A 25,313-nucleotide genomic window follows, 5' to 3' on the forward strand; every position below is an offset into this window, starting at 1 on the left:
TGACTACCCTAGCCATCACTCCCACTGCCTTGGAATACCCCCCATGCACCCACGTACCGATTTCTACACCGCCTCCCCAGACGCCATGAAAGCCATGCTCGCCCTGGAAGCCGCCGTCGGCAAACTCTCCATCGAGCTGCCCCTGCTCGAACTGATCCGCCTGCGCGTCTCGCAGATCAACGGCTGCGCCTTCTGCCTCGACATGCACACCGCCGACGCGCGCAAAGGCGGTGAAACCGAACGCCGCCTGTACACCGTCTCCGCCTGGCGCGAAACGCCGTTCTTCACCCCGCGTGAACGCGCCGCGCTGGCCTGGGCCGAAAGCCTGACCCTGCTCAGCCAGACCCACGCCCCCGATGAGGACTTCAACACACTGGCCGCCGAATTCAGCGCCCAGGAACAAGTCGACCTCAGCGTGGCGATCGCCACCATCAACAGCTGGAACCGCCTGGCCGTCGGCTTTCGCAAGATGCCCAAGTAAGCCTTAGAAGTTGACCGAAGCACTCAGGCGCGCCGTCAATGGCGCGCCCTGGAACAGATAGTCATCGCCCATGTACTCGCCCGCGTCGCGCCAGTAGCGCTTGTCGAACAGGTTGTCGACGCTCAGGCGAAACACCGTCTCGTAGCCGTCCACCTGGGTGGTGTAGCGGCTGCCGATATTCACCACGGCGTAATCCCCGACCTCGACATCGCCGCTGCGGTTGGCGTACTTCTTGGCGCTGTATTGCACGCCGCCCAACACCGCCAGGCCGTTGACCCATGGCAGCGCATAGTCGGCGTACACGCTGGCGCGCAGTTTGGGCACGTTGATCGCTTGATGGCCCTCATAGTCCGTCGTGCCGCTGCCGGTGACCCGCGCGCGAATCGCCGCCACGCTGGTAGCGATCTGTAGGCGCTCGGTGGCCCAGCCGTTGGCCGAGAGTTCCAGCCCGGTGTTTTTCTGCTCGCCCTGTTGCACGTAGTTGAACGCACCCGTGCCGTCCGGCTTGGCGTATTGGTAGGCCTGGCGGGTCTGGAACACCGCGGCGGTAAAGCTGACGCGGCGCCAGTCGTACTTGACCCCGGCTTCGATTTGCCGCGAGGTGGTGGGCGCCAGGGTTTCGCCGGCGTTGGTGGTGGTCCACGGTGCCTCACCCCCCAGCGACAGGCCTTTGCTGTAGCTGGTGTACAGCGATAGGTTTTCCACCGGTTTGTAGATCAACGATGCCTGGGGCAGGAACTCGTATGTCTGGGTATGGCGTTGTTGATCGCCATTGTTGTCGAAGGCTTTTTCATCCAGGCGTACTACGCGGCCGCCGAGGATCGTTTGCCATTGTTCGTTGAAGCGGATGCGGTCGGTGACGAACAGGCCGTATTGGCGGCTGTCGAGGCGTCGGTGCTTGTCGTTCAGCGGCACGTCGGTGGGGGGGAAGGTCGGCGCGTCAACGTCGATATTGGTACTGCCGATGTACTCGTTGACCGACTGGCGCTTATCGACCACCCGGCGAAACGCGCTGGTGCCAAAGGTCAGTTCATGGCCCAGGCTGCCTGTGTCGAACAGCCCGGTCATGGCCGCCTGCACTTCGTCGTCGCGGCGGGTGTCGTCGGGGCTGCGGTAGTCGTAGATGTCGTAGTCGCCCGTGGGGCCGAAGCTGGCGGTGCCGCAATTGGTCACGAAGAAGCAGCCATAGGCAAATGAGCTGTAGTCGTCGATCACCACCTTGCTGCGCGCCGCGCTGACGCTGCCTTTCCACTGGTCGCTGAAGCGGTATTCGAATTTGCCGTTAAGGTTCAGCGAGTCGATGCCGACCTGTTTGGAGCCGCTCTGATGGCCCAGCAACTTCTTGGGCGAGGCATCGTGCGGTACCTCGGTACCGCCCAGTAACTGGTAGCCCGGCACCGAGCGCTGCTGTTTGTTCTGGTATTCGGCGTCCAGTTGCAGCACGGCATCGGGGCTGATGTTCCAGTCAAAGGCCAGGGACACAAAATCGCGCTGGCCATTGGCGTGTTCCACATAGGAATTGAGGTCTTCATGGGCCACGTTGGCGCGCAGGCCGAACTGCTGCTCGCTGCCGAACCAACCGCCGACGTCGGTGGCGATATAGCCGCTGCCACGATCGTCGGTGGAGACTGTCACCGAGCGCACATCCTGCGGGCGCTTGGTCACGTAGTTGATCACGCCGCTCGGCTCGGAGATCCCGCTCTGCAGGCCGGCCAGGCCCTTGAGCACTTCCACTTGCTCCTTGTTTTCCAGGGCGACGTTCTGCTCACCGGTGATGGTGCGCCCGTTGATCTTGTAGCTGCTGGCGGCGTTCAGCGAGAAGCCGCGCACCACAAAATTTTCGTAGTAGCCGATGGGCGCATAGCTGTCGCCCACCGAGGCGTCGTTGCGCAGTACTTCACTGAGCAGGCGCGCTTGCTGGTCCTTGATCAGCGCGGCGTTGATCACCGTAATCGAGGCTGGCGTGTCCAGCAACGGCGCTTCATCGAAACCGCCGACCGCTGCGGTTTCACTGCGGTAGCCGGACGCGTCCTGGCCCTGGACCTTCACCGCCGGCAGTTCGATTTCAGCGGCAAAGCTGCTGCCGATGCCGCCGCTGAGCAGCAGGCTGAGGGCGAAACGTGAGTGGACGGCAGGACGAAAACGCAAAACCATGGGGGCAGGGCCTTAAAGCGCAGGGCAGGGGGCGCATAAGCTAGGGTGAAGTGCGGGGTTTTACAAGTTATTGAGAATGGTTCTGTCGTACCACATGGCAAATGTGGGAGGGACGGTGCGACGATTCGACTTGCTCCCGATCGCAGTGTGTCAGTCACCCGGAATATTGAATGATCCACCGCTATCGGGAGCAAGCCCCCTCCCATACGGTTAACCGCGCTTTTTCAGCAGGGTTTCGCTGGGCAGTTCCTTGAACAACGCGCGATAGCTGTTGGAAAACCGCCCCAAGTGCCAGAACGACCAATTCATAGCCACCTCGGCCACGGTGGTAGTGGCTGAACTCAACAATTCCCGCCGCGCCCCATTCAACCGGCGCAAGCGCAACCACTGCGCCGGGCTCATCCCTGTGTAGGTCTTGAAGCCCTGCTGCAACTGGCGCAACGGCACCCCGGCGATCTGCGCCAGCTCCAGCAGGTTGACGGTTTCGTCCGGTGCGTCCGCCGACCATTCGCCGACGCGCGCCATCAGCAGGCGTTCTTCGCTGCGCCGTTGCAAGGCGCTGCGGTTCAGGCACACGCAGGCGTTGTCGAGGATGAACAGGCAGTCGTCGAGCAGCTGCTGGGTGAGGGCGTCGCGGCTGATCGGGTCAGTCAGCGCCGACAGGCGGGTGAGGGTGCCACTCAGCCAACGGCTGAACAGCGCGTTCTGCTGACAAGTCAGCGGCGCCATGAACAGGCCTTCGAATTTCGCCACGTCCAGGCCGTGGCGCTGCACGAACTGTGGGCCAAACACCACCGCCACTTCGCGGTAGTTTTCCGGGGTGATCCAGGTGTTGCGGCTTTCGCCATTGAGCAGGTACAGCGCGTTGTCGCTGCCGTCGAAACAGAACGCCAGGGCGCCAGGTGGTGCGTTGAAATGCTGCTCCACGCGGGTGTTCATGCACTCTTCATAAACCTCGACACCGTGCAGGTCGAGGTAGCGGATCTGCCCGGCAAAATGCCCCGGGGACATCTGCTGGTACTGCTGGACCCAGCCGGGTGTCGCACTGCATTGGGCGGCCACATCACCGGTGGTGAAGGCCTGTACGCGCAAAGCGGTTGCCTGTGTCATGGGGTGATCCGTGCGCACTCTATTGGTGCGTTGGGCTGCGTGCAAAGTGGATAGATGCCGTGTAAAGGCTGGCCCAAGATAGACCTCAATGCGCCGGCAGTACAAGCCGGCGTGGCATCCCACCCATGACGAGGTCCTTATGAACGCCCCCTTCGATCAGCTGTACACCTGGCTGAAAGAACACAAGATTACCGAAGTCGAATGCGTGATCAGTGACTTGACTGGCATCGCCCGCGGCAAGATTGCGCCCACCAACAAGTTCCTGCATGAGCGAGGCATGCGCCTGCCGGAAAGTGTGTTGCTGCAAACGGTAACCGGGGACTTTGTCGACGACGATATCTACTACGACCTGCTCGACCCGGCCGACATCGACATGATCTGCCGCCCGGTGGCCAACGCCACCTATGTGGTGCCCTGGGCCATCGAGCCCACCGCCATCGTGATCCACGACACCTTCGACAAGCAGGGCAACCCCATCGAGCTGTCGCCGCGCAATGTGCTGAAAAAGGTCCTGCAGCTCTATACCGACCAGGGCTGGCAGCCGATCGTCGCGCCGGAAATGGAGTTCTACCTGACGCAGCGCTGCGAAGACCCGGACCTGCCATTGAAGACTCCGGTGGGCCGCTCCGGTCGCGCCGAAACCGGGCGTCAGTCGTTTTCCATCGACGCCGCCAACGAGTTCGACCCGTTGTTCGAAGACGTCTACGACTGGTGTGAACTCCAGGGCCTGGACCTCGACACGCTGATCCACGAAGACGGCCCGGCGCAGATGGAAATCAACTTCCGTCACGGCGATGCCCTCGACCTCGCCGACCAGATCACCGTGTTCAAGCGCACCCTGCGTGAAGCCGCGCTCAAGCACAACGTGGCCGCCACTTTCATGGCCAAGCCGGTGGCCGACGAACCGGGCAGTGCCATGCACCTGCACCAGAGCGTGGTGGACATCGCCACCGGCAAGCCGGTGTTCGTGAATGCCGACGGCAGCATGAGCCCACTGTTTTTGCACCACATCGGCGGCCTGCAGAAGTACATCCCCATGCTGCTGCCGATGTTCGCGCCCAACGTGAACTCGTTCCGGCGCTTTTTGCCCGACACCTCCGCCCCGGTCAATGTGGAATGGGGCGAAGAAAACCGCACCGTCGGCTTGCGCGTGCCCACGTCCAGCCCCGATGCGATGCGCGTGGAAAACCGCCTGCCGGGCGCCGATGCCAATCCTTACCTGGCGATTGCCGCTAGTCTGCTGTGTGGCTACCTCGGAATGATCGAACAGATCGAGCCCAGCGCTGCGGTGGAAGGCCGCGCCTATGAGCGGCGCAACCTGCGCCTGCCGCTCACCCTCGAAGACGCGCTGGCGCGGATGGAGGAGTGCGACACGGTCAAGAGGTACCTGGGTGACAAGTTCGTGCGCGGCTATGTCGCGGTCAAGCGCGCCGAGCATGAGAATTTCAAGCGGGTAATCAGTTCCTGGGAGCGTGAGTTCCTGCTGTTGAGCGTCTAAACAATCATAAAAGGGGTGTCGATATGCGTCTTGTGAACAAGCTTTTCCCGCTGGCCCTGGTGGCGCTGTTCTGCAGCACCAGTCAAGCGGCGCAAACCGTGAGCGTCTACAACTGGACCGACTATATCGGCGAGACCACCTTGGCCGACTTCCAGGCCAAGACCGGGATCAAGGTGATCTACGACGTGTTCGACTCCAACGAAACCCTGGAAGGCAAGTTACTGGCGGGCCGCACCGGGTATGACGTGGTGGTGCCGTCCAACCACTTCCTGGCGCGCCAGGTGAAGGCCGGCGCCTTTCTCAAGCTGGACCGCGCGCAGTTGCCCAACTTCAAGAACCTCGACCCCAAGCTGCTCAAGCTGCTGGAGAAAAACGACCCGGGCAATGCGCACTCGGTGCCCTACCTGTGGGGCACCAATGGCATTGGCTACAACGTCGACAAGGTCAAGCAGGTGCTGGGCATCGACCATATCGACTCGTGGGCGGTGCTGTTCGAGCCGGAAAACCTCAAGAAGCTCAACCAGTGCGGCGTGGCCTTCCTCGACTCGGCGGATGAGCTGTTCCCGGCAATCCTCAACTACATGGGCAAGGACCCGCGCAGCGAAAACCCCGACGACTACAAACAGGCCGAGGCCAAGCTGCTGACCCTGCGCCCGTACATCACCTATTTCCATTCATCCAAGTACATTTCGGACTTGGCCAACGGTGATATCTGCGTAGCCTTTGGCTATTCCGGCGACGTGTTCCAGGCCGCCAACCGTGCCAAGGAAGCCAACAACGGGGTGAATATCGCCTACTCGATTCCCAAGGAAGGCTCCAACCTGTGGTTCGACCTGCTGGCGATTCCCGCCGACGCCGGCAACCCCAAAGAAGCCCACGCGTTCATCAACTACCTGCTCGACCCCGAGGTGATCGCCAAGGTCAGCGCCTCGGTGGGTTACGCCAACGCCAACCCGGCGGCCAAGGCGTTCATGGACCCGGAACTGGTGAACAACCCTGAGGTGTACCCGTCCCAGGAGGTGCTCGACAAACTGTATATTTCCACCACGCCCACCCCGGCGACCATGCGCCTGATGACCCGCGCCTGGAGCAAAGTGAAGACCAATAAATGAGCCAGTCCAACGACCACGCCCAGTCCTACTACCGGGCCACGGCCAATGCGATGCCGCGGCGCCCGCCACTGGGCGCCGACCTGAGCGCCGATGTATGTGTGATCGGCGGCGGGTTCACCGGCGTCAACACCGCCATCGAACTCGCCCAGCGCGGGCTCTCGGTGATTTTGCTCGAGGCCCGGCGCATCGGTTGGGGCGCCAGCGGGCGCAACGGCGGGCAATTGATCCGCGGTATCGGCCATGACGTTACGGGGTTTGCCAAGTACGTGGGCGAGGAGGGCGTGCGTTACCTGGAGCAGGCAGGCATTGAGTCGGTGGCGCTGGTGGGCGAGCGCATTCGCGAACACGCCATCGCGTGCGACCTGCGTTGGGGTTTCTGTGAACTGGCCAACACCGCAGCGCAGTTCGCCGCATTCAAGGGCGAGCAGGAGGGCCTGGCGCGGCTCGGCTATGCCCATGAAACCCGCCTGGTTGCCGCGCTGGATATGCCGCAGGTGGTCGGCTCCAGCGTCTACGCCGGGGGGCTGGTGGACATGGGCTCCGGCCATTTGCACCCGCTTAACCTGGTGCTGGGCGAGGCGCAGGTGGCCGAGTCCCTCGGGGTGCGGATCTTCGAGCACACCGAGGTGCTGGAGCTGATCCACGGCGACACCGTGCAGGTGCGTTGCGCCACGGGCACTGTGCGTGCGGCCAACCTGGTGCTGGCGTGCAATGCGCACCTGGAAGCGCTTGAGCCGCGATTGAGCGGCAAGGTGCTGCCGGCGGGCAGTTACATCATCGCCACCGAACCGCTGGCGGTGGAGCTTGCCCAGCAACTGATCCCGCAGAACCTGGCGCTGTGCGACCAGAAAGTCGGCCTGGATTACTACCGGCTTTCCGCCGACCGCCGCTTGTTGTTCGGCGGTGCCTGCCATTATTCGGGGCGCGACCCCAAGGACATTGCCGCGTATATGCGCCCCAAGCTGCTCAAGGTGTTCCCGCAGTTGGCGAACACGGCCATCGAGTTTCAGTGGGGCGGCAAGATTGGCATCACCGCCAACCGTTTCCCCCAGGTCGGGCGGTTGCAGCAGTACCCGAATGTGTTTTACGCCCAGGGCTATTCCGGCCATGGGCTGAACGTGACCCACTGGTGCGCGAAGCTGTTGGCGCAAGGCATTCACGCCGGTCACAGCCCTGGCCTGGATATTTTCAGCCAGGTCCCGCACATGACGTTTCCGGGGGGCAAGGCGCTGCGCTCGCCGCTGTTGGCATTGGGGATGCTGTGGTATCGGTTGCGCGAGCGGCTGTAATCCGTCTGTTGAATCCGGACTCAGCGCGACTGGAAAACATGAAGCACTTTTTCTCAGGCACTTTTTCCACGGCTGTTCAACTGTCCGTACGGTCAGTTACTGGCAGTGAAACGTTTTAGTAAATTCCGCTCCCGTTTGCACTGGCCGCCTGTCTGGCGGCGGATTTTCAATCCAGGGAGTAAGGAAATGTTCGACATCAATAAACACCAGCATGACTTCTTTTATAACCTCGCGACCGTGATCGACGGCATCGTCCCCGATGACCTGTGTGATGCGCTGGCCACGCGCGTCAATACGATCATCCAGGCACAAGGGGTCGACTGGGTCAGGCACCAACACCTGGGCACCGATGCGGTGTCGGACCTGGGCGGTGAATATAACCACCATATCTTCAAGGGCGATGACATCCGCTGGTACCTGCCGGAATTGACGGCGATCTACCACAGCCTGGTGCCGTTGGTCAGCCTGGTCACGCACACCGACACCGTGGTGTCGCCGTACCCGCTCTCGGATATCAATATCAAGGCCTACCCACCCGGCGGCGGCACGCTGGGCCTGCACTACGACACCAACGGCATCACGGTGCTGCTGTTTCTCACCACCAACCAGGAAGCGCCGCTGCGCATGCAGATCGAGCGCGCCCACCCGAGCCAGAAAGAGCCTTGGACCGAGCACAGGAAAATCTACGCCAGAAAAGGCTCGCTCTTGATCATGCAGGGCCGCAAGACCTTGCATGACAGCGAGCCGACCCTCAACGAGCAAAAGCTCTCGGTGGTGTACAACTACTACGAGCGCCACGACACCTACCGCCACGAAGACTTCGACAACTTTGTGTACTACGGCATCCAGCCCAAGTCGCTGGCATGAGGGGCGCGCTATGCAACTGAGTAAAACTGATTTATTCGCAGGCCTGGCCGTCACGGCGATCTGGGGCGCCAACTTTTCGGTGATCGGCCTGGGCCTGCAAACCCTCGACCCGTTTGTGTTGACGCTGCTGCGGTTCACCTTTTGTGCGGTGCCCCTGGTGTTGTTCATCAAGCGGCCACCGGAGGTGTCCTATGCCACGCTGATTATCTACGGCGTGCTGTTCGGCGCCGGGCTGTGGGGCGTGGTGAACGTGGCGATGTACCACGGGCTGTCGGCGGGGATGTCATCGGTGTTTTTGCAGTTCAGTGCCTTTTTCACCATCCTGATGAGCCGCTGGTTCCTGGACGAACCGATCAATCGGATACAGGGCGCGGGCATGGTGTTCTGCGCGGTAGGGTTGCTGCTCATCCTGCAACTCTCGGACGAAGTGTCGACCACCGTGGGCATCGTGCTGGTGCTGTTGGCGGCGCTGTCATGGTCGCTGTGTAACCTGATCATCAAGGTCCGCAAGCCCGAGGACATGGTGGCTTTTATCGTGTGGTCCAGCCTGTTTTCCATCCCGATACTGTTGCTGATGACCCTGTGGTTCGAGGGCGCGGAACCGCTCTACAACCTGATCACCGACTTCACCTGGGGCGCCGGCTTTTCAATTGTGTTCCAGTGCTACGTCACCACCATCGTGGGGTACCGCATCTGGAACAACCTGATGAAGAAATACCCCGCGTCGGTGGTTGCGCCACTGTCGCTGATGGTGCCGGTGTCCGGGTTGCTGACCTCGTACGTGTTCTTTGACGAACAGATGCGCAATGAGCAGGGGGTTGCCATCAGCCTGGTGCTGATCGGTATCGCGCTGTTCGTCAACTCGACCCGCATCCATCAACGCCTGGTCAAGCCTCGGGGGCAGTCGACACCTTCCTGAAGGTTTCCACCAGCGGGCGCAGACGCTGTTCGCCGCCGAACCGCGCGCGGATATCCTGGTCAACAACCTGGGCATCTTCAACGACGTGGACGTCTTCGAAGCGCCGGACAGCGAATGGACACGCTTCTACGAGGTCAATGTGATACTGCCGGTACCGCGTTGCGGGTCGATGGCGGTATTGTCGACAGTATGGCGATCTGAATTTTCTTATCTTGTGGAGTATGTATCGTGGCAACAGCGTCTTCTGTGATTGAAATCCCGGTGTCGGCCGACCAGGTCTGGCAATTGGTCGGTGGCTTCAACAGCCTGCCGGATTGGCTGCCGTTTATCGTCAAGAGCGAACCCAGCGACGGCGGCCGCGTACGTCACCTGCAGACCGCCGACGGTGGCGTGGTGGTCGAGCGTTTGCAGACCTTTGATAACGTGGGCCGCACCTACAGCTACACGATCGAGCAATCGCCGTTTCCGGTGAGTGCGTATCTCGCGACCTTGCAGGTTGAGGCGCTGAGCGAGTCGTCGGCGAAGGTCACGTGGTCCGGCGTGTTTACTCCGGCGGCGGGGACTACCGAGCAGGCAGTGGAAGAACTGTTTGCGGGCGTCTACAGCGGTGGGCTTGAGGCGTTGCGGGCGAACTTCCCGGCCTGATCTACCCGCCAATGCAAAACCGAATGTGGGAGGGGGCTTGCTCCCGATAGCGGTGGGTCAGTTAGTGAAGTGCTAACTGACACACTGCAATCGGGGGCAAGCCCCCTCCCACATTTTGGTTGAGGTGAGCTTCAGGCCTCGGGCATCAACTGCTGGCGGCATTCCAGAATAAGGCGTGCGCCACCGCTCTCACTGCTGCCCACTTCCAGCTTGAACCCGTGCAAGTTGATGATCGCGGCCACAATCGACAAGCCCAGGCCGAAGCCGCCTTGCTGGTCGCTTTCGTCCACCCGGTAGAAGCGCTGGAACACTGCGGCGCGTTCCGCTGCCGGGATGCCCGGCCCGGAGTCGTGCACTTCGATGCGGGTGCTGCCGGCATCGTTGAGCCCGCGCAGGATCACTTCGCCGCCCGGCGGGGAAAACTTGATCGAGTTGCTCAGCAGGTTGGCCAGCGCCTCGAACAACAGCGCGCGGTCGCCGGTGATCCATGGCAGCGATTCGGGGGTTTCCAGGCGCAGTTGCAGCTCGCCTTCTTCCGCCAGCGGCAGGTAGAAGTCGTGCAGCTCGCGCAGCAGCGGCAGCGGGTCCATCACCAGGAAACCGGAGCGGCGCTGGTGATCTTCCAGCTCGGAGATGCGCAGCAGCCCGCGAAAACGCGCCATCAGGGTGTCAGTTTCGGCAATCGCATCGTCCAGCTTCACGGCGTAGCCGGAGTCCTGCTCGGCCTCCTGGCGGATGCGATACAGCTGCGCGCGCAGGCGGGTCAACGGCGTGCGCAGGTCGTGGGCAATGTTGTCGCACACGCCCTTGACCTCGTTCATCAGCTTCTCGATCCGATCAAGCATGGCGTTGACGATGGCCGCGAGCATGTCCAGTTCGTCCCGCCGGTTGGACAGCGGCAGGCGGTGGGTGAGGTCGCCAGCGACAATCGCTTCGGCGCTGGCCTGGATTCCGCGAATCCGCCGCAACGGGCGCCGGCGCAATAAATGCCAGCCGGCGGCGCCGGGGATAATCGTCAGGGACAGCGCCCACAGCAGCGCATGCCAGATGATGCGCGTCACGCCGAACAGCGAACCGTTGGCGCGCACCAGCACCAGCCAACGCCCATCGTCGGTGTGGGTGGCGACGGCGTCGCAGCTGTCCTTGGGCAACTTGGGGTCGTCGGAATTAACGCAATTGACCAGCGCGTGGATCTTGCCGTCCAGCGGCAGGTCCGGCGGGATCGCCCGGATCGGCCCGCTCAAGGGCCGAAATTGTTCGTCGAACAGGCCGTAGGCGTCCACGCCCTTCATGTCGAAGGTCATGCTGGTGGTCAGCGCTTCCACCAGTTCTTCACCGTCAAAGCGCTGGAACAAGTGCTGGCGCTGCATCAGGGAATGGCGCGACAGGTCGCTCAGGTAGCCCGAGACTTCGTAATACAGCACCCCCATGAGGATGCAGCTCCAGGCCACGAACAACGAACTGTACAGCGCCAGCAAACGGCTGCTGGAAGAGCGCCAGCCCTTAGAGGGGTTCAGCAATGACATAACCGGAACCTCGTACCGTGCGGATCAGCGGCGTGAGGCCCGGTGGATCGATTTTCTTGCGCAGGCGACCGATGTGCACATCGATCAGGTTGGTGCCCGGGTCGAAGTGATAACCCCAGACCTCTTCGAAGATCATCATCCGCGAGAGGATCTGCCCGGTGTTGCGCATCAGAAATTCCAACAGTTTGTATTCGGTGGGCAGCAGGCTCAGCGGCTGTTCGGCGCGGCTGGCTTCGCGGCTGATCAGGTTCAACTCCAGGTCGGCCACGCGCAACGCGGTTTCGAATTCCTTGACCGTGCTTTTGCGCCGCAGCAGCACTTCGACGCGGGCGGCCATTTCATCGGAGGCGAAGGGCTTGGTCAGGTAGTCATCGCCCCCGGCACGCAGGCCGCGCACGCGCTCATCCACATCGGAGAGGGCGCTGATCATCAGAATCGGCGTCGACACGCCGATGGTGCGCAGGGTGGTGACGATGGCCAGGCCGTCGAGTTCCGGCAGCATGCGGTCGAGGGTGATCAGATCGTAATCACCACTCACGGCACGGACCAGGCCTTCACGGCCGTTGTCCACCCAATCTACGTCCAGTCCATGGCTACTCAGCTCGGCGACGATCTCGCGGGCCGTTACGGCGTCATCCTCGATGGTCAAAATGCGGGTCATAGGATTACCTGGTGAGCGATTCACACTAGAAGTACGGGCATTTTGCCAAGAAATGGCTGAATGCTTCCTAAATAAAACTTCATGTTGGCAAAACTGACACAAATTTCATCGTCGCTTGCCAGGGCATGCATAACGCCCGCCTGCAACGGTCGTTTCTTGCAAGTTGCATGGTTTATGTAAGTTCAATTTACTTAACGTGTTGAAAAATAAAGAGTTTAAATTATTTCCCGGCTGGCACGCTGCCTGCACTGTCCCTTTTGAGAGTTGTAACACCATTTTTCCTGCCGGGAGCAAAACAACAATGATCACATCCTCATCCACGCTGCAAGAGTCGAGCACGCACTCCGGGGTTTCCTGGGGCGCGATATTTGCCGGGGCTGCCGCTGCGGCGGCGTTGTCGTTGATTCTGGTATTGCTGGGTTTCGGCCTGGGCTTTTCGGCGGTTTCGCCGTGGGCCGACAGCGGGATCAGCGCCAAAGGGCTTGGCATTTCCACCATTATCTGGCTGGCGTTTACCCAGATCGTCGCATCGGGCTTGGGCGGTTACATTGCCGGGCGGTTGCGCGTGAAGTGGGCCAATATGCATGGCGATGAGGTGTACTTTCGCGACACCGCCCATGGTTTCCTGGCGTGGTCCGTGGCTACGCTGATCACCGCGACCCTGGTGGTCGGTTCGGTCAGCAGTGTGGTCGGTGGCGGCGTGCAGGCCGGTGCCAGCGTGGCGTCGGGCGTGGCACAGGCTGCCGGCACTGGCGCGCAGGGTGTGAAAGGCGATGACTTTGGCTATTACGTCGACAGCCTGTTCCGCGATGACCGCCCAGCGGCCGTCAGCGATGACGCTGCCCATGCGGTGGTTGCGCGGATCTTCACCCGCACCCTGAGCAACGACGGCCAACTTGCCGCTGAAGACCGTGCCTACCTGGCGCAGTTGATCAGCCAGCGTACCAACCTGAGCCAGGCGGATGCCGAGGCGCGTATCGACAAGGTCTACGGCGACGCCCGCAAAGCCATTGAAGACGCCAAGCTCAAAGCCAAGCAAGCCGCGGATACCGCTGCCAAAGTCGCTGCCTGGACTTCGTTGTGGATGTTCATCGCCCTGTTGATCGGTGCGTTCTTCGCCAGTTTCGCTGCGACCTTTGGCGGTCGTCGTCGGGATGCGGTGGTGTACGTCGAAACCGAAAACTACGTTCGTTAATTCAAGGAGAAAGTCATGCGCTCACTACTGCTGTGGTTCCTCGGTGTGCCTATCCCGGTCATCATCCTGATCGCGATCTTCATGCACTAAACCTGAGCCAGTCTCGGTTCCGTGTGGGAGGGGGCTTGCTCCCGATGGCAGTGTGTCAGTCACGCTTTATATTGACTGGTACACCGCCATCGGGAGCAAGCCCCCTCCCACATTTGGTTTGGTGCAATCCCAACCAGTGGTTGACCCGCGCGCCGGCGGTGATCATCGGCTGCACCGTGGCGAACGGGCTTGGTGTGGCGAGCGGGCCTTTTGTGGCGAGCGGGCTTGCCCGCGTTGGGCTGCGAAGCGGCCCCAATAAGGCCACCGCGTTCTTTCAGGTAGGGCGCGGCGGCTGGTTCTAGGGCCGCTTCGCGCCCCAACGCGGGCAAGCCCGCTCGCCACCGGCTCAGTCGTCGAAGCCGACCTGCTCGTGAATCTCATCCACCTTCAATTCCAGGCGGTATGCCACCGCAATGAACAACGCCTGGCACAGGCAGAGGGTGGCGCTCAACGAGCGGAAGGCAAACGAGGAACCTTCGTTCACCAACAGCACCGCGTTGGCCCGCTTGGCCAGGGGCGAGAGGTTACTGTCGGTGATGATCAGGGTCTTGGCCTGGTGGTGCTGGGCAATGCGCAGGCAGTGCTGGGTTTCTTTGCCGTAGGGCGTAAAGCTGATGGCGATCACCAGGTCATTGGCGCGCACGCTGCGCATCTGCTCGCGGTAGCTGCCGCCCAGGCCCGAGATCAGGTGGATACGCTTGTTGGTGTGTTGCAGGTTGTAGACCAGATAGTCGGCCACCGCGAAGGAGCGGCGCACGCCGACCACGTAGATATTGTCGGCATTCACCACCAGGTCCACGGCCTTGTCGAAGGCCGCGTCATCCAGCTCCAGCCCCAGGCGCTCGATGCCGGACAGCGTGGCGTTCACGCACTCGCGGGCCAGGTCGCCGCCGCTGGCCTTCTGCGACTTGTTGGCGATCATGCTGCGAATGCGTTGCTGGTAATTCTGCACCGGCGTGGTCTTGTGGGTGTAGGCCTCGCGAAACAGCGCCTGCATTTCACTGAACCCGCTGAACCCGAAACGCTGGGAAAACCGCACGATGGCCGACGGGTGCACTTCGCATTCGCGGGCGATATCGCTGATGCGGTCCACCATGATCCGGTCGCTCTGCTGGCTCATATAGCTGGCGATGCGTTTGAGCTGGCGCGGCAGGCTTTCGTATTCGTCGGTAATCAGCTGCAACAGACGTTCGGCATTGATCGGAGGGCTGGCGACGGTGTCTTCCAGGGTGGTCTCGGGATCGGTGCGGGACATGGGCAATCCTTCTGGCGTGTTCTTCTGATGCGCTGATGGGTGGCGCAAGTCTACAGGGTAGGCGCAAAAAAATACCCCGGCATCACGGCCCCCGTGGGCTGCTGAAACGATGCACGGGCGCTGGTGTGCCATTATGCAGGCTTATTGGAAAAAATATTCCACTAAAAATAATTATGGAATAAATATTGATTGCCGCCGCCGGACGTTCTAGTCTGCTCCCACCAAGAGCGTTTGCCGTCGCCACGACGGCACAACGCAGGCTGATAAAAATAACAGGAGCCAGCATGGGCCAGACTCGTTTTGCCAGTGGGCGTCAATTGGATCTGATTTGCCTCGGGCGCCTGGGCGTCGACCTCTATGCGCAGCAAGTTGGTGCGCGGCTTGAGGACGTGTCCAGCTTTGCCAAATACCTCGGTGGTTCCTCCGCCAACATTGCTTTTGGCACGGCCCGGCTGGGGCTGCGCTCGGCCATGTTGAGCCGGGTAGGGGACGACCACATGGGCCGCTTCCTGGTGGAGTCCCTGGCCCGTGAAGGCTGCGACGTCAGCGGCATCAAGGTCGACCCGGAACGCCTCACTGCCCTGGTGTTGCTTGGCCTCAAGGACCGCGAAACCTTCCCCCTGGTGTTCTACCGCGAAAACTGCGCCGACATGGCCTTGCGCGCCGAAGACATCAACGAAGCGTTCATCGCCTCCAGCAAAGCCTTGCTGATCACCGGTACGCATTTCTCCACCGACGGCGTGTACAAGGCCAGCATCCAGGCGCTGGACTATGCGGCCAAGCACAACGTCAAGCGTGTGCTGGATATCGACTACCGCCCGGTGCTGTGGGGCCTGGCGGGCAAGGCTGACGGCGAGACGCGGTTTGTTGCCGACCAGAATGTCAGCCAGCACGTGCAAAAAATCCTGCCGCGTTTTGACTTGATCGTCGGCACCGAGGAAGAATTTTTGATCGCCGGTGGCAGTGAAGACCTGCTCACCGCCCTGCGCACCGTCCGCGACCTGACCCCGGCAACCCTGGTGGTCAAGCTCGGCCCCCAGGGTTGCACGGTGATTCACGGCGCGATCCCTGCACGGCTGGAAGACGGCGCGATCTACCCCGGCGTGCGCGTTGAAGTGCTGAACGTGCTGGGGGCCGGCGATGCGTTCATGTCGGGCTTCCTCAGCGGCTGGCTGAACGATGCCAGCGATGAGCGTTGCAGCCAGTTGGCCAATGCCTGCGGTGGTCTGGTGGTGTCGCGCCACGCCTGTGCCCCGGCGATGCCGACGCCTGCCGAACTCGATTACCTGTTCAACAGCCCGGTGCCGATCACCCGGCCCGACCAGGACGTGACCCTGCAGCGCTTGCACCGGGTCAGCGTGCCGCGCAAGACCTGGAAGCAGCTGTTCATCTTTGCCTTCGACCACCGCTGGCAGCTGGTCGACCTGGCGCAACGCGGCGGCCAGGACCCGAGCCGCATCAGTGACATCAAGCAGCTGTTCATCCAGGCCATCGAACGCGTGGAAGCAAAGCTCGCCGAGCAAGGCGTCGAGGCCGATGTGGGCCTGTTGGCCGACCAGCGCTTTGGCCAGGACGCGCTCAACGCTGCCAGTGGTCGTGGCTGGTGGATCGCGCGCCCGGTAGAAGTGCAGAACTCGCGCCCGCTGGCGTTCGAGCACGGCCGTTCGATCGGCAGCAACCTGATTGCCTGGCCCCAGGAGCAGATCATCAAATGCCTGGTGCAATTTCACCCTGACGACGAACCTTTGCTGCGCCTGGAACAGGAAGCGCAACTCAAGGCGGTGTACGAGGCCTCGCTGGTCAGCGGCCATGAACTGCTGCTGGAAGTCATTCCGCCCAAGGATCACCCGTCGACTTACCCCGATGTGCTCTACCGTAGCCTCAAGCGCCTGTACAACCTGGGCATCTACCCGGCGTGGTGGAAAATCGAGGCGCAATCGGCCGAAGACTGGAAAAAGCTCGACGCACTGATCCATGAACGTGATCCGTACTGCCGTGGCGTGGTGCTGCTGGGCCTGAACGCGTCGGCGGAATTTCTTGCCGATGGCTTCCAGCAAGCCAGTCAAAGCACCACCTGCCGTGGCTTTGCCGTGGGCCGCACGATTTTCCAGGCGCCGAGCAAGGCGTGGATGGCGGGGGAGATTGATGATGAAACCCTGATTCAGCAGGTGCAGGCCACGTTCGAACAACTGATCAACGCCTGGCGCAGTGCTCGAAATTAATTAAGGACAAATGTGGGAGGGGGCTTGCCCCCGATAGCGGTGTATCAGGCAACACATTTCTAACTGAACTAGCGCTATCGGGAGCAAGCCCCCTCCCACCTGAAGCAGATCTCATGCAACTTGTGAAAAACAATAAAAGGTGCAGCCATGCCCGCAATCCGAATTGGCATCAACCCGATCTCCTGGAGCAACGACGACCTGCCGGCCCTGGGCGGTGAAACGCCGCTGAGCACCGCTTTGAGCGAGGGCAAGGACATCGGCTACGAAGGTTTTGAACTCAACGGCAAATTCCCCAAGGACGCCAAGGGCGTCGGCGACGTGCTGCGCCCCTACGACCTGGCGCTGGTGTCCGGCTGGTATTCCAGCCGCCTGGCGCGGCGTTCGGTGGCCGAAGAAATCGAGGCGATTGCCGGCCATGTCGAGCTGCTCAAACTCAACGGCGCCAAGGTGCTGGTGTACGGCGAAGTGGCTGACTCGATCCAGGGCTCGCGCATTCGCCTGATCGAGCGCCCGCGCCTGCACAGCGAGCAAGCCTGGCAGGACTACGCCGACAAGCTCACCGAGCTGGCGCGCTTCACCCTGTCTCAGGGCGTGCGCCTGGCCTACCACCACCATATGGGCGCCTACGTCGAGTCGCCGGAGGACATCGACCAGCTGATGCGTCGAACCGGCCCGGAAGTCGGTCTGTTGTTTGATTCGGGCCATTGCTACATGGGCGGCGGCGAACCGCTGGAGGTGCTGCGCAAGCACATCGACCGTGTATGCCACGTGCATTTCAAGGACGTGCGCAAACCGGTGGTGCAACTGGCGCGCAACCAGATGTGGAGCTTCCCCGACTGCATCGTCAACGGCACCTTCACCGTGCCTGGCGACGGCGATATCGACTTTGCGCCGTTGCTCGATGAACTGCTGGCCGCCAAGTACGAAGGGTGGCTGGTGGTGGAAGCCGAGCAGGACCCGGCGGTGGCGCCCAGCTATATCTACGCGAAAAAGGGTTATGACACCCTGCGCGCGCTTCTCAGTGAGAGGACTAAGTGATGAGCCTGTTGGTCAAAAGCAGCAAGCGCGGGCAAACCATGGTTGCCCTGGAAGAAGGGCGGCTGGAGTACGTAGGGTTCAAAGCCTACCGCCTGAGCCTGGGCGAGACCTTGCCGGTCAGCGCCGGTGACCAAGAACTGTGTCTGGTGCTGCTCAGCGGCCGGGTGAATATCCAGGGTGAAGGTTTCAACTGGCAGAACCTGGGGGATCGCCAGTCGGTGTTCGAAGAAAAATCGCCGTTCGCCGCGTACCTGCCGCCCGGTACCGATGCCCAGGTCAGCGCTTTGAGCGATGTGCAGATTGCCGTCTGCGCCGCGCCGGGTGCCGAAGGGTACGCGCCTCGCCTGATCCGCCCCGAGGACTGCAAGCGCAGCGTGCGCGGCAAAGGCGCCAATACCCGCTATGTGTGCGACATCCTGCCCGACAGCGAGCCGGCTCACTCGCTGCTGGTGGTGGAAGTGCGCACGCCGTCAGGGCACTCGTCAAGCTACCCGCCGCACAAGCACGACACCGATGACCTGCCGCACCAGAGCTTTCTGGAAGAAACCTATTACCACCAGATCAACCCGCCCCAGGGTTTCGTGTTCCAGCGGGTGTACACCGACGACCGCAGCATCGACCAGGCCATGGCCGTGGAAAACAGCGACCTGGTGGTGGTGCCCAAGGGGTATCACCCGGTCAGCGTGCCGTACGGCTACGAATCCTATTACCTGAACGTGATGGCCGGCCCCAAGCGCGCCTGGCATTTCCACAACGACCCGCAGCACAGCTGGCTGCTGGACCTTTAAACGGTTTGGACGGAGAACAACAATAATGAAGTCGCCTCTACGCTTTGCCCTCAACCGCATGGTCGCACCCAACCTGTCCCTGCCGGACTTCATCGAGTTGGCGGCCGCGCTCAAGTGCGACGCCATCGAGATCCGCAATGATCTCAAGAACCGTGAAATCGAATACGGCACCCCCGCCAGCCGCGTGCGTGAGTTGTGCGCGGTGCAGGGCATCACGGTGCTGTCGATCAACGCGTTGTACCCCTTTGATGTGTGGAACGACGAGCGCCGCGCCCAAGCGCTCAAGCTCGCCACCTACGCCCGTGAATGCGGGGCCCAGGGCCTGGTGATGTGCCCGTTCAATGAACCGGGCGACACGCGCACCGACGCCCAGCGTGCCGCCGGCTTGCGCACCGCGCTGAGCGAGCTGGCGCCGATCCTGCGTGAGCATGGGATTCTCGGGTTCGTCGAACCCTTGGGCTTCGAGGAGTCGGCCCTGCGCCGCAAGCGCGTGGCGGTGGACGCGATCAAATCCATCGGCGGCCTGGATGTGTTCCGTGTGGTGCACGACACCTTCCACCACCACTTGGCGGGCGAGCATGAATTCTTCCCGGAACTGACCGGCCTGGTGCATATCTCCGGCGTGGAAGATGCCGAGGCGCCGCTCAACTCGATCCGCGATGGCCACCGCGTGCTGGTGGGCGAGGGCGATATCCTCGGTAATGCCGCGCAGATCGACACCTTGCTCAGCACCGGCTACAGCGGCTACCTGTCGTTCGAGCCGTTTGCAACCAGCGTGCATGAATTGGCCGATATCCAGCAGGCGATCGGGGCGAGTATTGCCCATTTACAAACTCCCCGGACCTGATGCCGGCCAACGTGTGGGAGCGGGCTTGCTCGCGAATGCGCTGTATCAGTTGAAGAGTTTGTATCTGACACAGCGCATTCGCGAGCAAGCCCGCTCCCACACTGGATCACTGTTGATCGACAGATTTGCATTCATACAAGGTGCGAACATGACCACAACACGATTGACCATGGCCCAGGCCCTGGTGAAATTCCTGGATAACCAGTACATCGAAGTCGATGGCGTACAGAGCAAGTTTGTCGCCGGGGTCTTCACCATTTTCGGCCACGGCAATGTGCTGGGCCTGGGCCAGGCCCTGGAGCAGGACAGCGGCGACCTGGTGGTGCACCAGGGCCGCAACGAGCAGGGGATGGCGCATGCCGCCATCGGTTTCGCAAAACAGCACCTGCGCCGCAAGATCTATGCGTGCACGGCGTCGGTCGGGCCGGGGGCGGCGAACATGCTCACCGCTGCGGCGACCGCCACGGCCAACCGTATCCCGCTGCTGCTGTTGCCGGGCGACGTCTATGCCAGCCGCCAGCCCGACCCGGTGCTGCAACAGATCGAGCAGTTCCACGACCTCAGCATCAGCACCAACGACGCGTTCCGCTCAGTGAGTAAATACTGGGACCGCATCAACCGCCCCGAGCAGTTGATGACCGCGGCGATCCACGCCATGCGCGTGCTCACCGACCCGGCGGAAACCGGCGCGGTGACCCTGGCTTTGCCCCAGGATGTACAGGCCGAAGCCTGGGACTACCCCGACTACTTCCTGCAAAAGCGCGTGCACCGCATCGACCGTCGCCCGGCCACGGCGGCGATGATCGGCGATGCGCTGGCCGCCTTCCGAGGCAAGCGCAAACCGCTGATTATCTGTGGTGGCGGGGTCAAGTATTCCGGCGCGAACGCCGCGTTGCAGGCGTTTGCCGAGCGCTTTGATATTCCCTTCGCCGAAACCCAGGCGGGCAAGAGCGCGGTGGTTTCAAGCCACCCACTGAACCTCGGCGGTATTGGCGAAACCGGCTGCCTGGCGGCCAACCTGCTGGCGCCTGAGGCGGATCTGATCATTGGCATCGGCACTCGCTATACCGACTTCACCACCTCGTCGAAATCGCTGTTCAAACACGCCGACGTGAAGTTCCTCAACCTGAATATCAGCCCTGCCGACGCCTTGAAGCTGGACGCTGTGCAGGTGTTGGCCGACGCCCAGGTCGCCCTTGAAGCGCTGGCCGATGCCTTGGGCGATTACCGCTCGGGCTGGGGCGCGCAGATCGCGGATGCCAAGGCACAGCTGGAGGCCGAAGTCGAGCGCGTGCATCAGGTGGAATATGCCGGCGATGGCTTCGTCCCCGAGGTCGACGACCACCTGGACCGCGCCGTGCTGCGCGAATTTATCGAGCTGACCGGCTCCTGCTTGACCCAAAGCCGCGTGCTCGGCGTGCTCAATCAAACCCTGGCCGATGACGCGATCATCGTCGCCGCTGCCGGCAGCCTGCCCGGCGACTTGCAGCGCGTGTGGCGCAGCAAGGGCGTGAACACCTACCACGTCGAATACGGTTATTCGTGCATGGGCTACGAGATCAATGCCGCGCTCGGCGTAAAGCTGGCCGAGCCGAGCAAGGAGGTCTACGCCCTGGTCGGGGATGGCTCCTACATGATGCTGCACTCGGAGCTGGCCACCTCGATTCAGGAACGGCGCAAGATCAACGTGGTGCTGCTCGATAACATGGCGTTCGGCTGCATCAACAACCTGCAGATCGGCAATGGCATGGACAGCTTCGGCACCGAGTTCCGCTACCGCAACCCCGAGAGCGGCAAGCTCGACGGCGGCCTGGTGCCGGTGGACTTCGCCATGAGCGCGGCGGCCTATGGCTGCAAGACCTACAAGGTCAGCAGCGTGGAACAGCTGGAAGCGGCCCTGGCCGATGCGCGCACGCAAACTGTCTCGACGCTGATCGATATCAAGGTTCTGCCCAAGACCATGGTCCACGGCTACCTGTCGTGGTGGCGGGTGGGCGTGGCGCAGGTGTCCACCAGCGAACGCACCAACGCGGCGGCAAAAAAACTCAATGAACAGCTGGCGAAAGCCCGGCAGTACTAATAACAAGAGGAGTGTTTGTATGTCTTTGAAGCTGGGTGTTATCGGTACGGGCGCCATCGGCCGTGACCACATTCGTCGTTGCAGCCAGACCCTGCTCAATAGCCAGGTGGTGGCGGTGACCGACATCAACCTTGAGCAAGCCGCCAAGGTTGTCGCTGATTTGAAGCTGGACGCCGAGGTGTACCCGGACGGCCATGCGCTGATCAACTCGCCCGAGGTCGAGGCGGTGCTCGTCACCTCCTGGGGCCCGAGCCATGAAGAATTCGTGCTTGCCGCCATCGCCGCCGGCAAGCCGGTGTTCTGTGAAAAGCCGTTGGCCGTCACCGCCGAGGGCTGCCGCAAGATCGTCGAGGCTGAAGTGGCGCACGGTAAGCGCCTGGTGCAAGTGGGTTTCATGCGCCCGTACGATGAAGGCTATCGCGCCCTCAAGGCCGTGATCGACAGCGGCCAGATCGGCGAGCCCCTGATGCTGCACTGCGCGCACCGCAACCCGACGGTGGGTGAGAACTACAAGACCGACATGGCGATCACCGACACGCTGATCCACGAACTGGACGTGCTGCGCTGGCTGCTCAACGACGACTACGTGTCGGTGCAAGTGGTATTCCCACGCAAGACCAGCAAGGCCCTGGCCCACCTGCGTGACCCGCAGATCGTGCTGCTGGAAACTGCCAAGGGCACGCGTATCGACGTGGAAGTGTTTGTGAACTGCCAGTACGGCTACGACATCCAGTGCGAAGTGGTGGGGGAGACCGGTATCGCCAAATTGCCGGAACCGTCCCAAGTGCAACTGCGCAGTGAGGCCAAGCTGTCCAACGCGATTCTGATGGACTGGAAGGACCGCTTTATTGGCGCCTATGACGTTGAGTTGCAGGCCTTCATTGATAGCGTGCGCGCCGGGCAAGTCGGCGGCCCGTCGGCCTGGGACGGCTTTGCAGCGGCGGTGGCGGCGGATGCGTGTATTGAAGCGCAGAGCAGTGAGCAGATTGTGAAAGTCAGCCTGCCGGAGCGTCCGCACTTCTACGGCTAAATCACAGCTGCATAATTGGAATGCAGTCAGTGTGGGAGGGGGCTTGCTCCCGATAGCGGTGTGCCAGTCAAGCATTTTTCATCTGGCCCATTGCTATCGGGAGCAAGCCCCCTCCCACATTTGATTTGGGTTTCCACTTCAAGTAAGGAGTGAATGTATGCGAATCGGACTAGTCGGCTACGGCCACGGAGGGCGCTTTTTTCATGCGCCGCTGATTGCAACACTGCCCGGCGCCACGTTCGTCGGCGTCGTCACCCGTTCCCCCGAGCGTCGCCAGCAATTGGCAACCGACCACCCAGGCCTCAAGGCCTTCGATTCCATCGGCCAGATCGTCGAAGCCGGCGTGGATGCGCTGGTCATCTCCACCACCCTCAAAGGCCGCCCGGCGCTGGTGCTCGAAGCCATCGAACATGGCGTCGCCGTGGTCAGCGACAAACCCTTTGCCGCCAACGCCGAACAGGCCCAGGCGCTGATTACCGCCGCCGAGCGCCATGAGGTGCTGCTGAGCGTCTACCAGAATCGGCGCTGGGATTCGGACTACCTGACCCTGCGCAAACTCATCGATGCGGGCGCCCTGGGCACCATCAGCCGCTTCGAATCCCGGGTGGAACGCTACAGCCCGCAGGCGGTGGGCAATGCCAGTGGCGGAGGTTGGCTGCGCGACTTGGGTAGCCACTTGGTGGACCAGGCATTGCAACTGTTCGGCCCGGTGGATCGGGTGTTTGCGCAACTGCACTACACCAGCGAACACCCTACGCTGGACCACGGCTTCTTCGTTTCCCTGACCCACGCCAATGGCGTGATTTCCCACCTGTGGGGCAATGCCCTGCAAAACAGCCAAGCCCCGCGTTTTCGCGTGAGTGGCAGCTTGGGTTGCTACACCGTGGACGGGCTGGATGGCCAGGAAGAGGCGCTGATGGCCGGCAAGTCGCCGAAAACCGAGGGCGAGCATTGGGGCGCCGAGGAGCATCGACGCTGGGGCTGGTTCGAACAAGGCCCGGAGCGCGAGCGCGTCCCCTCGGAAAAAGGTTGCTGGACCCAGTTCTATTCCCAGCTGCAAGCCGCCGTGCAAGGGCAGGGGCCGTTGCCGGTAGACGCCTATGACGCGCTGGAAACCACCCGTATATTGGATGCCGCACGCCTGAGCGCCGAGCGCCAGCAGGTGGTTTCGACAAAAATAGAATAAAATTCTAAAACAGGTTGATATGGAAATTATTTTCCAATAAAGTCTTTTCCAGGTTGCATAAAGTACGTCTCGGACTTGATCCAGGCGACTCAACAAAAACAAGATCAAAACAACCAGGTACCGTCAGATGAAAATCTTCAACGCTGTACTGCGAGTTTTACGCCCTGCCCACACGCCACGCGGTCTGCCCCGCGCCCGGCCGTTCTACTTCTCCTTCCTTAATGTGCTGTGCGTCGAAAACAAAGGCGCGCTGGTCTGCTGCATCCCTGGCGCACCGGTGGTTCGACTGTCCGCCGAGCGCTGATAAACGCAACGTCCAAAAAACCAACAAGAAAGTGGAGACAGACCGTTCATGAAGACCCCGATCCGTTTTACCGCACTGGCCCTGTCCATGCTGCTCGCCAGCGGTGTTGCCGCGGCTGCCGACCTCAAGATAGGCGTGAGTATGTCCGCCTTCGATGACACCTTCCTGACCTACCTGCGTGAGGACATGGACAAGCAAGCCAAGTCCTACCCCAAGGGTGACGGCGTGCAGCTGCAGTTTGAAGACGCCCGCGCCGATGTGGTGAAGCAACTCAGCCAGGTCGAAAACTTTATCAGCCAGAAGGTCGACGCGATCATCGTCAACCCGGTGGACACCGCCTCGACAGCCAACATCATCAAGGCTGCCACCGCCGCGAAAATTCCGCTGGTGTTCGTCAACCGCCGCCCGGACAGCCCAACCCTGGCCCCAGGCGTCGCCGCTGTGACCTCCGATGATGTCGAGGCCGGCAAGCTGCAAATGCAGTACATCGCCGAAAAACTCGGTGGCAAGGGCAACATCGTGATCCTGCTGGGCGACCTGGCGAACAACTCCACCACCAACCGCACCAAGGGTGTGAAGGAAGTCCTGACCAAATACCCGGGCATCAAGATCGAACAAGAGCAGACCGGTATCTGGCTGCGTGACAAGGGCATGACCCTGGTCAACGACTGGCTGACGCAGGGCCGCGACTTCCAGGCGGTGCTGTCGAATAACGATGAAATGGCCATCGGTGCCGCCATGGCATTGAAGTCGGCGGGCAAGAAGGGCGTATTGATTGCCGGTGTCGACGGCACGCCGGACGGCCTGAACGCGATCACCAAGGGTGACATGACCGTGTCGGCCTTCCAGGACGCCAAGGGCCAGGCTGACAAGTCGGTAGAGACGGCGCGCAAGATGGCCAAGAACGAGCCCATCGAGCAGAACGTGGTGATCCCGTTCCAGCTGATCACGCCGGACAACGTCAAAGACTTCAAGTAGCCCTTACATAACAACAATAAGCCGGCAGGGCGGTCGTG

Annotated in this window: 23 protein-coding genes and 1 pseudogene; 18 read left to right on the forward strand and 6 right to left on the reverse strand. The window is 61.7% G+C overall.

All coding sequences use genetic code 11. The features are described 5' to 3' along the window. Positions 1-43 precede the first annotated feature (43 nt). Entirely contained in the window at positions 44-481 is a 438-nt protein-coding gene (locus GIW02_RS20120; RefSeq protein ID WP_236414492.1) for a carboxymuconolactone decarboxylase family protein, read from the forward strand. Between the two features lie 3 nt (positions 482-484). On the opposite strand, the gene GIW02_RS20125 is transcribed toward GIW02_RS20120, so the two are convergent. Together GIW02_RS20125 and GIW02_RS20130 are read right to left on the reverse strand one after the other, a co-directional pair. Next, the gene (locus GIW02_RS20125; RefSeq protein WP_236414490.1) at positions 485-2,635 is read right to left on the reverse strand and encodes a TonB-dependent siderophore receptor; all 2,151 of its coding nucleotides are present in this window, start codon (positions 2,633-2,635) and stop codon (positions 485-487) included. A 210-nt stretch (positions 2,636-2,845) separates the two neighbouring features. Next, positions 2,846-3,745: a helix-turn-helix domain-containing protein gene (locus GIW02_RS20130; protein WP_236414488.1), complete on the reverse strand. Its 900-nt coding sequence runs from the start codon at positions 3,743-3,745 to the stop codon at positions 2,846-2,848. 139 nt (positions 3,746-3,884) lie between these two features. Between GIW02_RS20130 and GIW02_RS20135 the strand changes: the two genes are divergently transcribed. The 7 genes and pseudogenes from GIW02_RS20135 to GIW02_RS20165 all read left to right on the forward strand — a co-directional run bounded on the left by GIW02_RS20135 (position 3,885) and on the right by GIW02_RS20165 (position 10,075). Further along, on the forward strand, positions 3,885-5,243 hold the full coding sequence (locus GIW02_RS20135; protein ID WP_236414486.1) for a glutamine synthetase family protein: 1,359 nt from the start codon (positions 3,885-3,887) through the stop codon (positions 5,241-5,243). Positions 5,244-5,266: 23 nt separating this feature from the next. Continuing rightward, positions 5,267-6,355: a polyamine ABC transporter substrate-binding protein gene (locus GIW02_RS20140; RefSeq protein ID WP_236414484.1), complete on the forward strand. Its 1,089-nt coding sequence runs from the start codon at positions 5,267-5,269 to the stop codon at positions 6,353-6,355. Beyond that, the gene (locus tag GIW02_RS20145) at positions 6,352-7,644 is read left to right on the forward strand and encodes an NAD(P)/FAD-dependent oxidoreductase (protein WP_236414481.1); all 1,293 of its coding nucleotides are present in this window, start codon (positions 6,352-6,354) and stop codon (positions 7,642-7,644) included. The genes GIW02_RS20140 and GIW02_RS20145 overlap by 4 nt, the downstream gene beginning before the upstream one ends. A 186-nt stretch (positions 7,645-7,830) precedes the next feature. Beyond that, a complete protein-coding gene (locus tag GIW02_RS20150; protein WP_236414480.1) occupies positions 7,831-8,511 on the forward strand; it encodes a hypothetical protein in 681 nt (226 codons plus the stop codon). Between the two features lie 10 nt (positions 8,512-8,521). Further along, the gene (locus tag GIW02_RS20155; protein WP_236414478.1) at positions 8,522-9,430 is read left to right on the forward strand and encodes an EamA family transporter; all 909 of its coding nucleotides are present in this window, start codon (positions 8,522-8,524) and stop codon (positions 9,428-9,430) included. A 16-nt stretch (positions 9,431-9,446) separates the two neighbouring features. Then, positions 9,447-9,575: pseudogene (locus tag GIW02_RS20160) on the forward strand (oxidoreductase); the annotation flags it as partial. Positions 9,576-9,658: 83 nt separating this feature from the next. Then, positions 9,659-10,075, forward strand: a complete 417-nt coding sequence (locus GIW02_RS20165; protein WP_236414476.1) for an SRPBCC family protein — start codon at positions 9,659-9,661, stop codon at positions 10,073-10,075. Between the two features lie 131 nt (positions 10,076-10,206). Here GIW02_RS20165 and GIW02_RS20170 read toward each other — a convergent pair whose 3' ends face one another. Next, complete coding sequence (locus GIW02_RS20170) at positions 10,207-11,601, reverse strand: sensor histidine kinase (RefSeq protein ID WP_236414474.1); 1,395 nt, start codon at positions 11,599-11,601, stop codon at positions 10,207-10,209. After that, complete coding sequence (locus GIW02_RS20175) at positions 11,579-12,262, reverse strand: response regulator transcription factor (protein ID WP_003219726.1); 684 nt, start codon at positions 12,260-12,262, stop codon at positions 11,579-11,581. Before GIW02_RS20175 ends, GIW02_RS20170 begins: the two co-directional genes overlap by 23 nt. A gap of 301 nt (positions 12,263-12,563) precedes the next feature. Here GIW02_RS20175 and GIW02_RS20180 point away from each other — a divergent pair, with 301 nt between their 5' ends. Continuing rightward, positions 12,564-13,457 (forward strand): hypothetical protein, encoded by an 894-nt coding sequence (locus tag GIW02_RS20180; protein ID WP_236414464.1) that lies wholly within the window; start codon positions 12,564-12,566, stop codon positions 13,455-13,457. A gap of 436 nt (positions 13,458-13,893) precedes the next feature. Here GIW02_RS20180 and GIW02_RS20185 read toward each other — a convergent pair whose 3' ends face one another. Together GIW02_RS20185 and GIW02_RS20190 are read right to left on the reverse strand one after the other, a co-directional pair. Next, complete coding sequence (locus tag GIW02_RS20185) at positions 13,894-14,802, reverse strand: MurR/RpiR family transcriptional regulator (protein WP_124526326.1); 909 nt, start codon at positions 14,800-14,802, stop codon at positions 13,894-13,896. An 82-nt stretch (positions 14,803-14,884) separates the two neighbouring features. Further along, positions 14,885-15,088 carry a hypothetical protein gene (locus GIW02_RS20190; protein ID WP_236414454.1) on the reverse strand — a complete coding sequence of 68 codons (204 nt, stop codon included), beginning with the start codon at positions 15,086-15,088 and terminating at the stop codon, positions 14,885-14,887. Between GIW02_RS20190 and GIW02_RS20195 the strand changes: the two genes are divergently transcribed. The 9 genes from GIW02_RS20195 (at position 15,087) to GIW02_RS20235 (ending at position 25,275) form a co-directional block, all read left to right on the forward strand. Further along, positions 15,087-17,024: a bifunctional 5-dehydro-2-deoxygluconokinase/5-dehydro-2-deoxyphosphogluconate aldolase gene (locus tag GIW02_RS20195; RefSeq protein WP_236414452.1), complete on the forward strand. Its 1,938-nt coding sequence runs from the start codon at positions 15,087-15,089 to the stop codon at positions 17,022-17,024. The two genes, GIW02_RS20190 and GIW02_RS20195, sit on opposite strands and share 2 nt — an antisense overlap. Positions 17,025-17,171: 147 nt before the next feature. After that, positions 17,172-18,062: a myo-inosose-2 dehydratase gene (iolE, locus tag GIW02_RS20200; protein ID WP_236414450.1), complete on the forward strand. Its 891-nt coding sequence runs from the start codon at positions 17,172-17,174 to the stop codon at positions 18,060-18,062. Beyond that, a complete protein-coding gene (gene iolB / locus GIW02_RS20205; protein ID WP_236414448.1) occupies positions 18,062-18,850 on the forward strand; it encodes a 5-deoxy-glucuronate isomerase in 789 nt (262 codons plus the stop codon). The genes iolE and iolB overlap by 1 nt, the downstream gene beginning before the upstream one ends. A 25-nt stretch (positions 18,851-18,875) precedes the next feature. Continuing rightward, positions 18,876-19,697 (forward strand): TIM barrel protein, encoded by an 822-nt coding sequence (locus GIW02_RS20210; RefSeq protein ID WP_236414446.1) that lies wholly within the window; start codon positions 18,876-18,878, stop codon positions 19,695-19,697. Between the two features lie 148 nt (positions 19,698-19,845). Continuing rightward, the gene (gene iolD, locus GIW02_RS20215) at positions 19,846-21,777 is read left to right on the forward strand and encodes a 3D-(3,5/4)-trihydroxycyclohexane-1,2-dione acylhydrolase (decyclizing) (protein WP_236414444.1); all 1,932 of its coding nucleotides are present in this window, start codon (positions 19,846-19,848) and stop codon (positions 21,775-21,777) included. Positions 21,778-21,796: 19 nt separating this feature from the next. Next, on the forward strand, positions 21,797-22,807 hold the full coding sequence (locus tag GIW02_RS20220; protein WP_236414436.1) for a Gfo/Idh/MocA family protein: 1,011 nt from the start codon (positions 21,797-21,799) through the stop codon (positions 22,805-22,807). Positions 22,808-22,964: 157 nt separating this feature from the next. Further along, entirely contained in the window at positions 22,965-23,993 is a 1,029-nt protein-coding gene (locus tag GIW02_RS20225; protein ID WP_236414434.1) for a Gfo/Idh/MocA family protein, read from the forward strand. 127 nt (positions 23,994-24,120) lie between these two features. After that, the gene (locus tag GIW02_RS20230; RefSeq protein WP_236422011.1) at positions 24,121-24,297 is read left to right on the forward strand and encodes a hypothetical protein; all 177 of its coding nucleotides are present in this window, start codon (positions 24,121-24,123) and stop codon (positions 24,295-24,297) included. Positions 24,298-24,345: 48 nt separating this feature from the next. Further along, a complete protein-coding gene (locus GIW02_RS20235) occupies positions 24,346-25,275 on the forward strand; it encodes a sugar ABC transporter substrate-binding protein (protein ID WP_236422012.1) in 930 nt (309 codons plus the stop codon). Positions 25,276-25,313: the final 38 nt, after the last annotated feature.

This window comes from Pseudomonas syringae (assembly GCF_021606685.1).
Taxonomy (GTDB): Bacteria; Pseudomonadota; Gammaproteobacteria; order Pseudomonadales; family Pseudomonadaceae; genus Aquipseudomonas; species Aquipseudomonas syringae_R.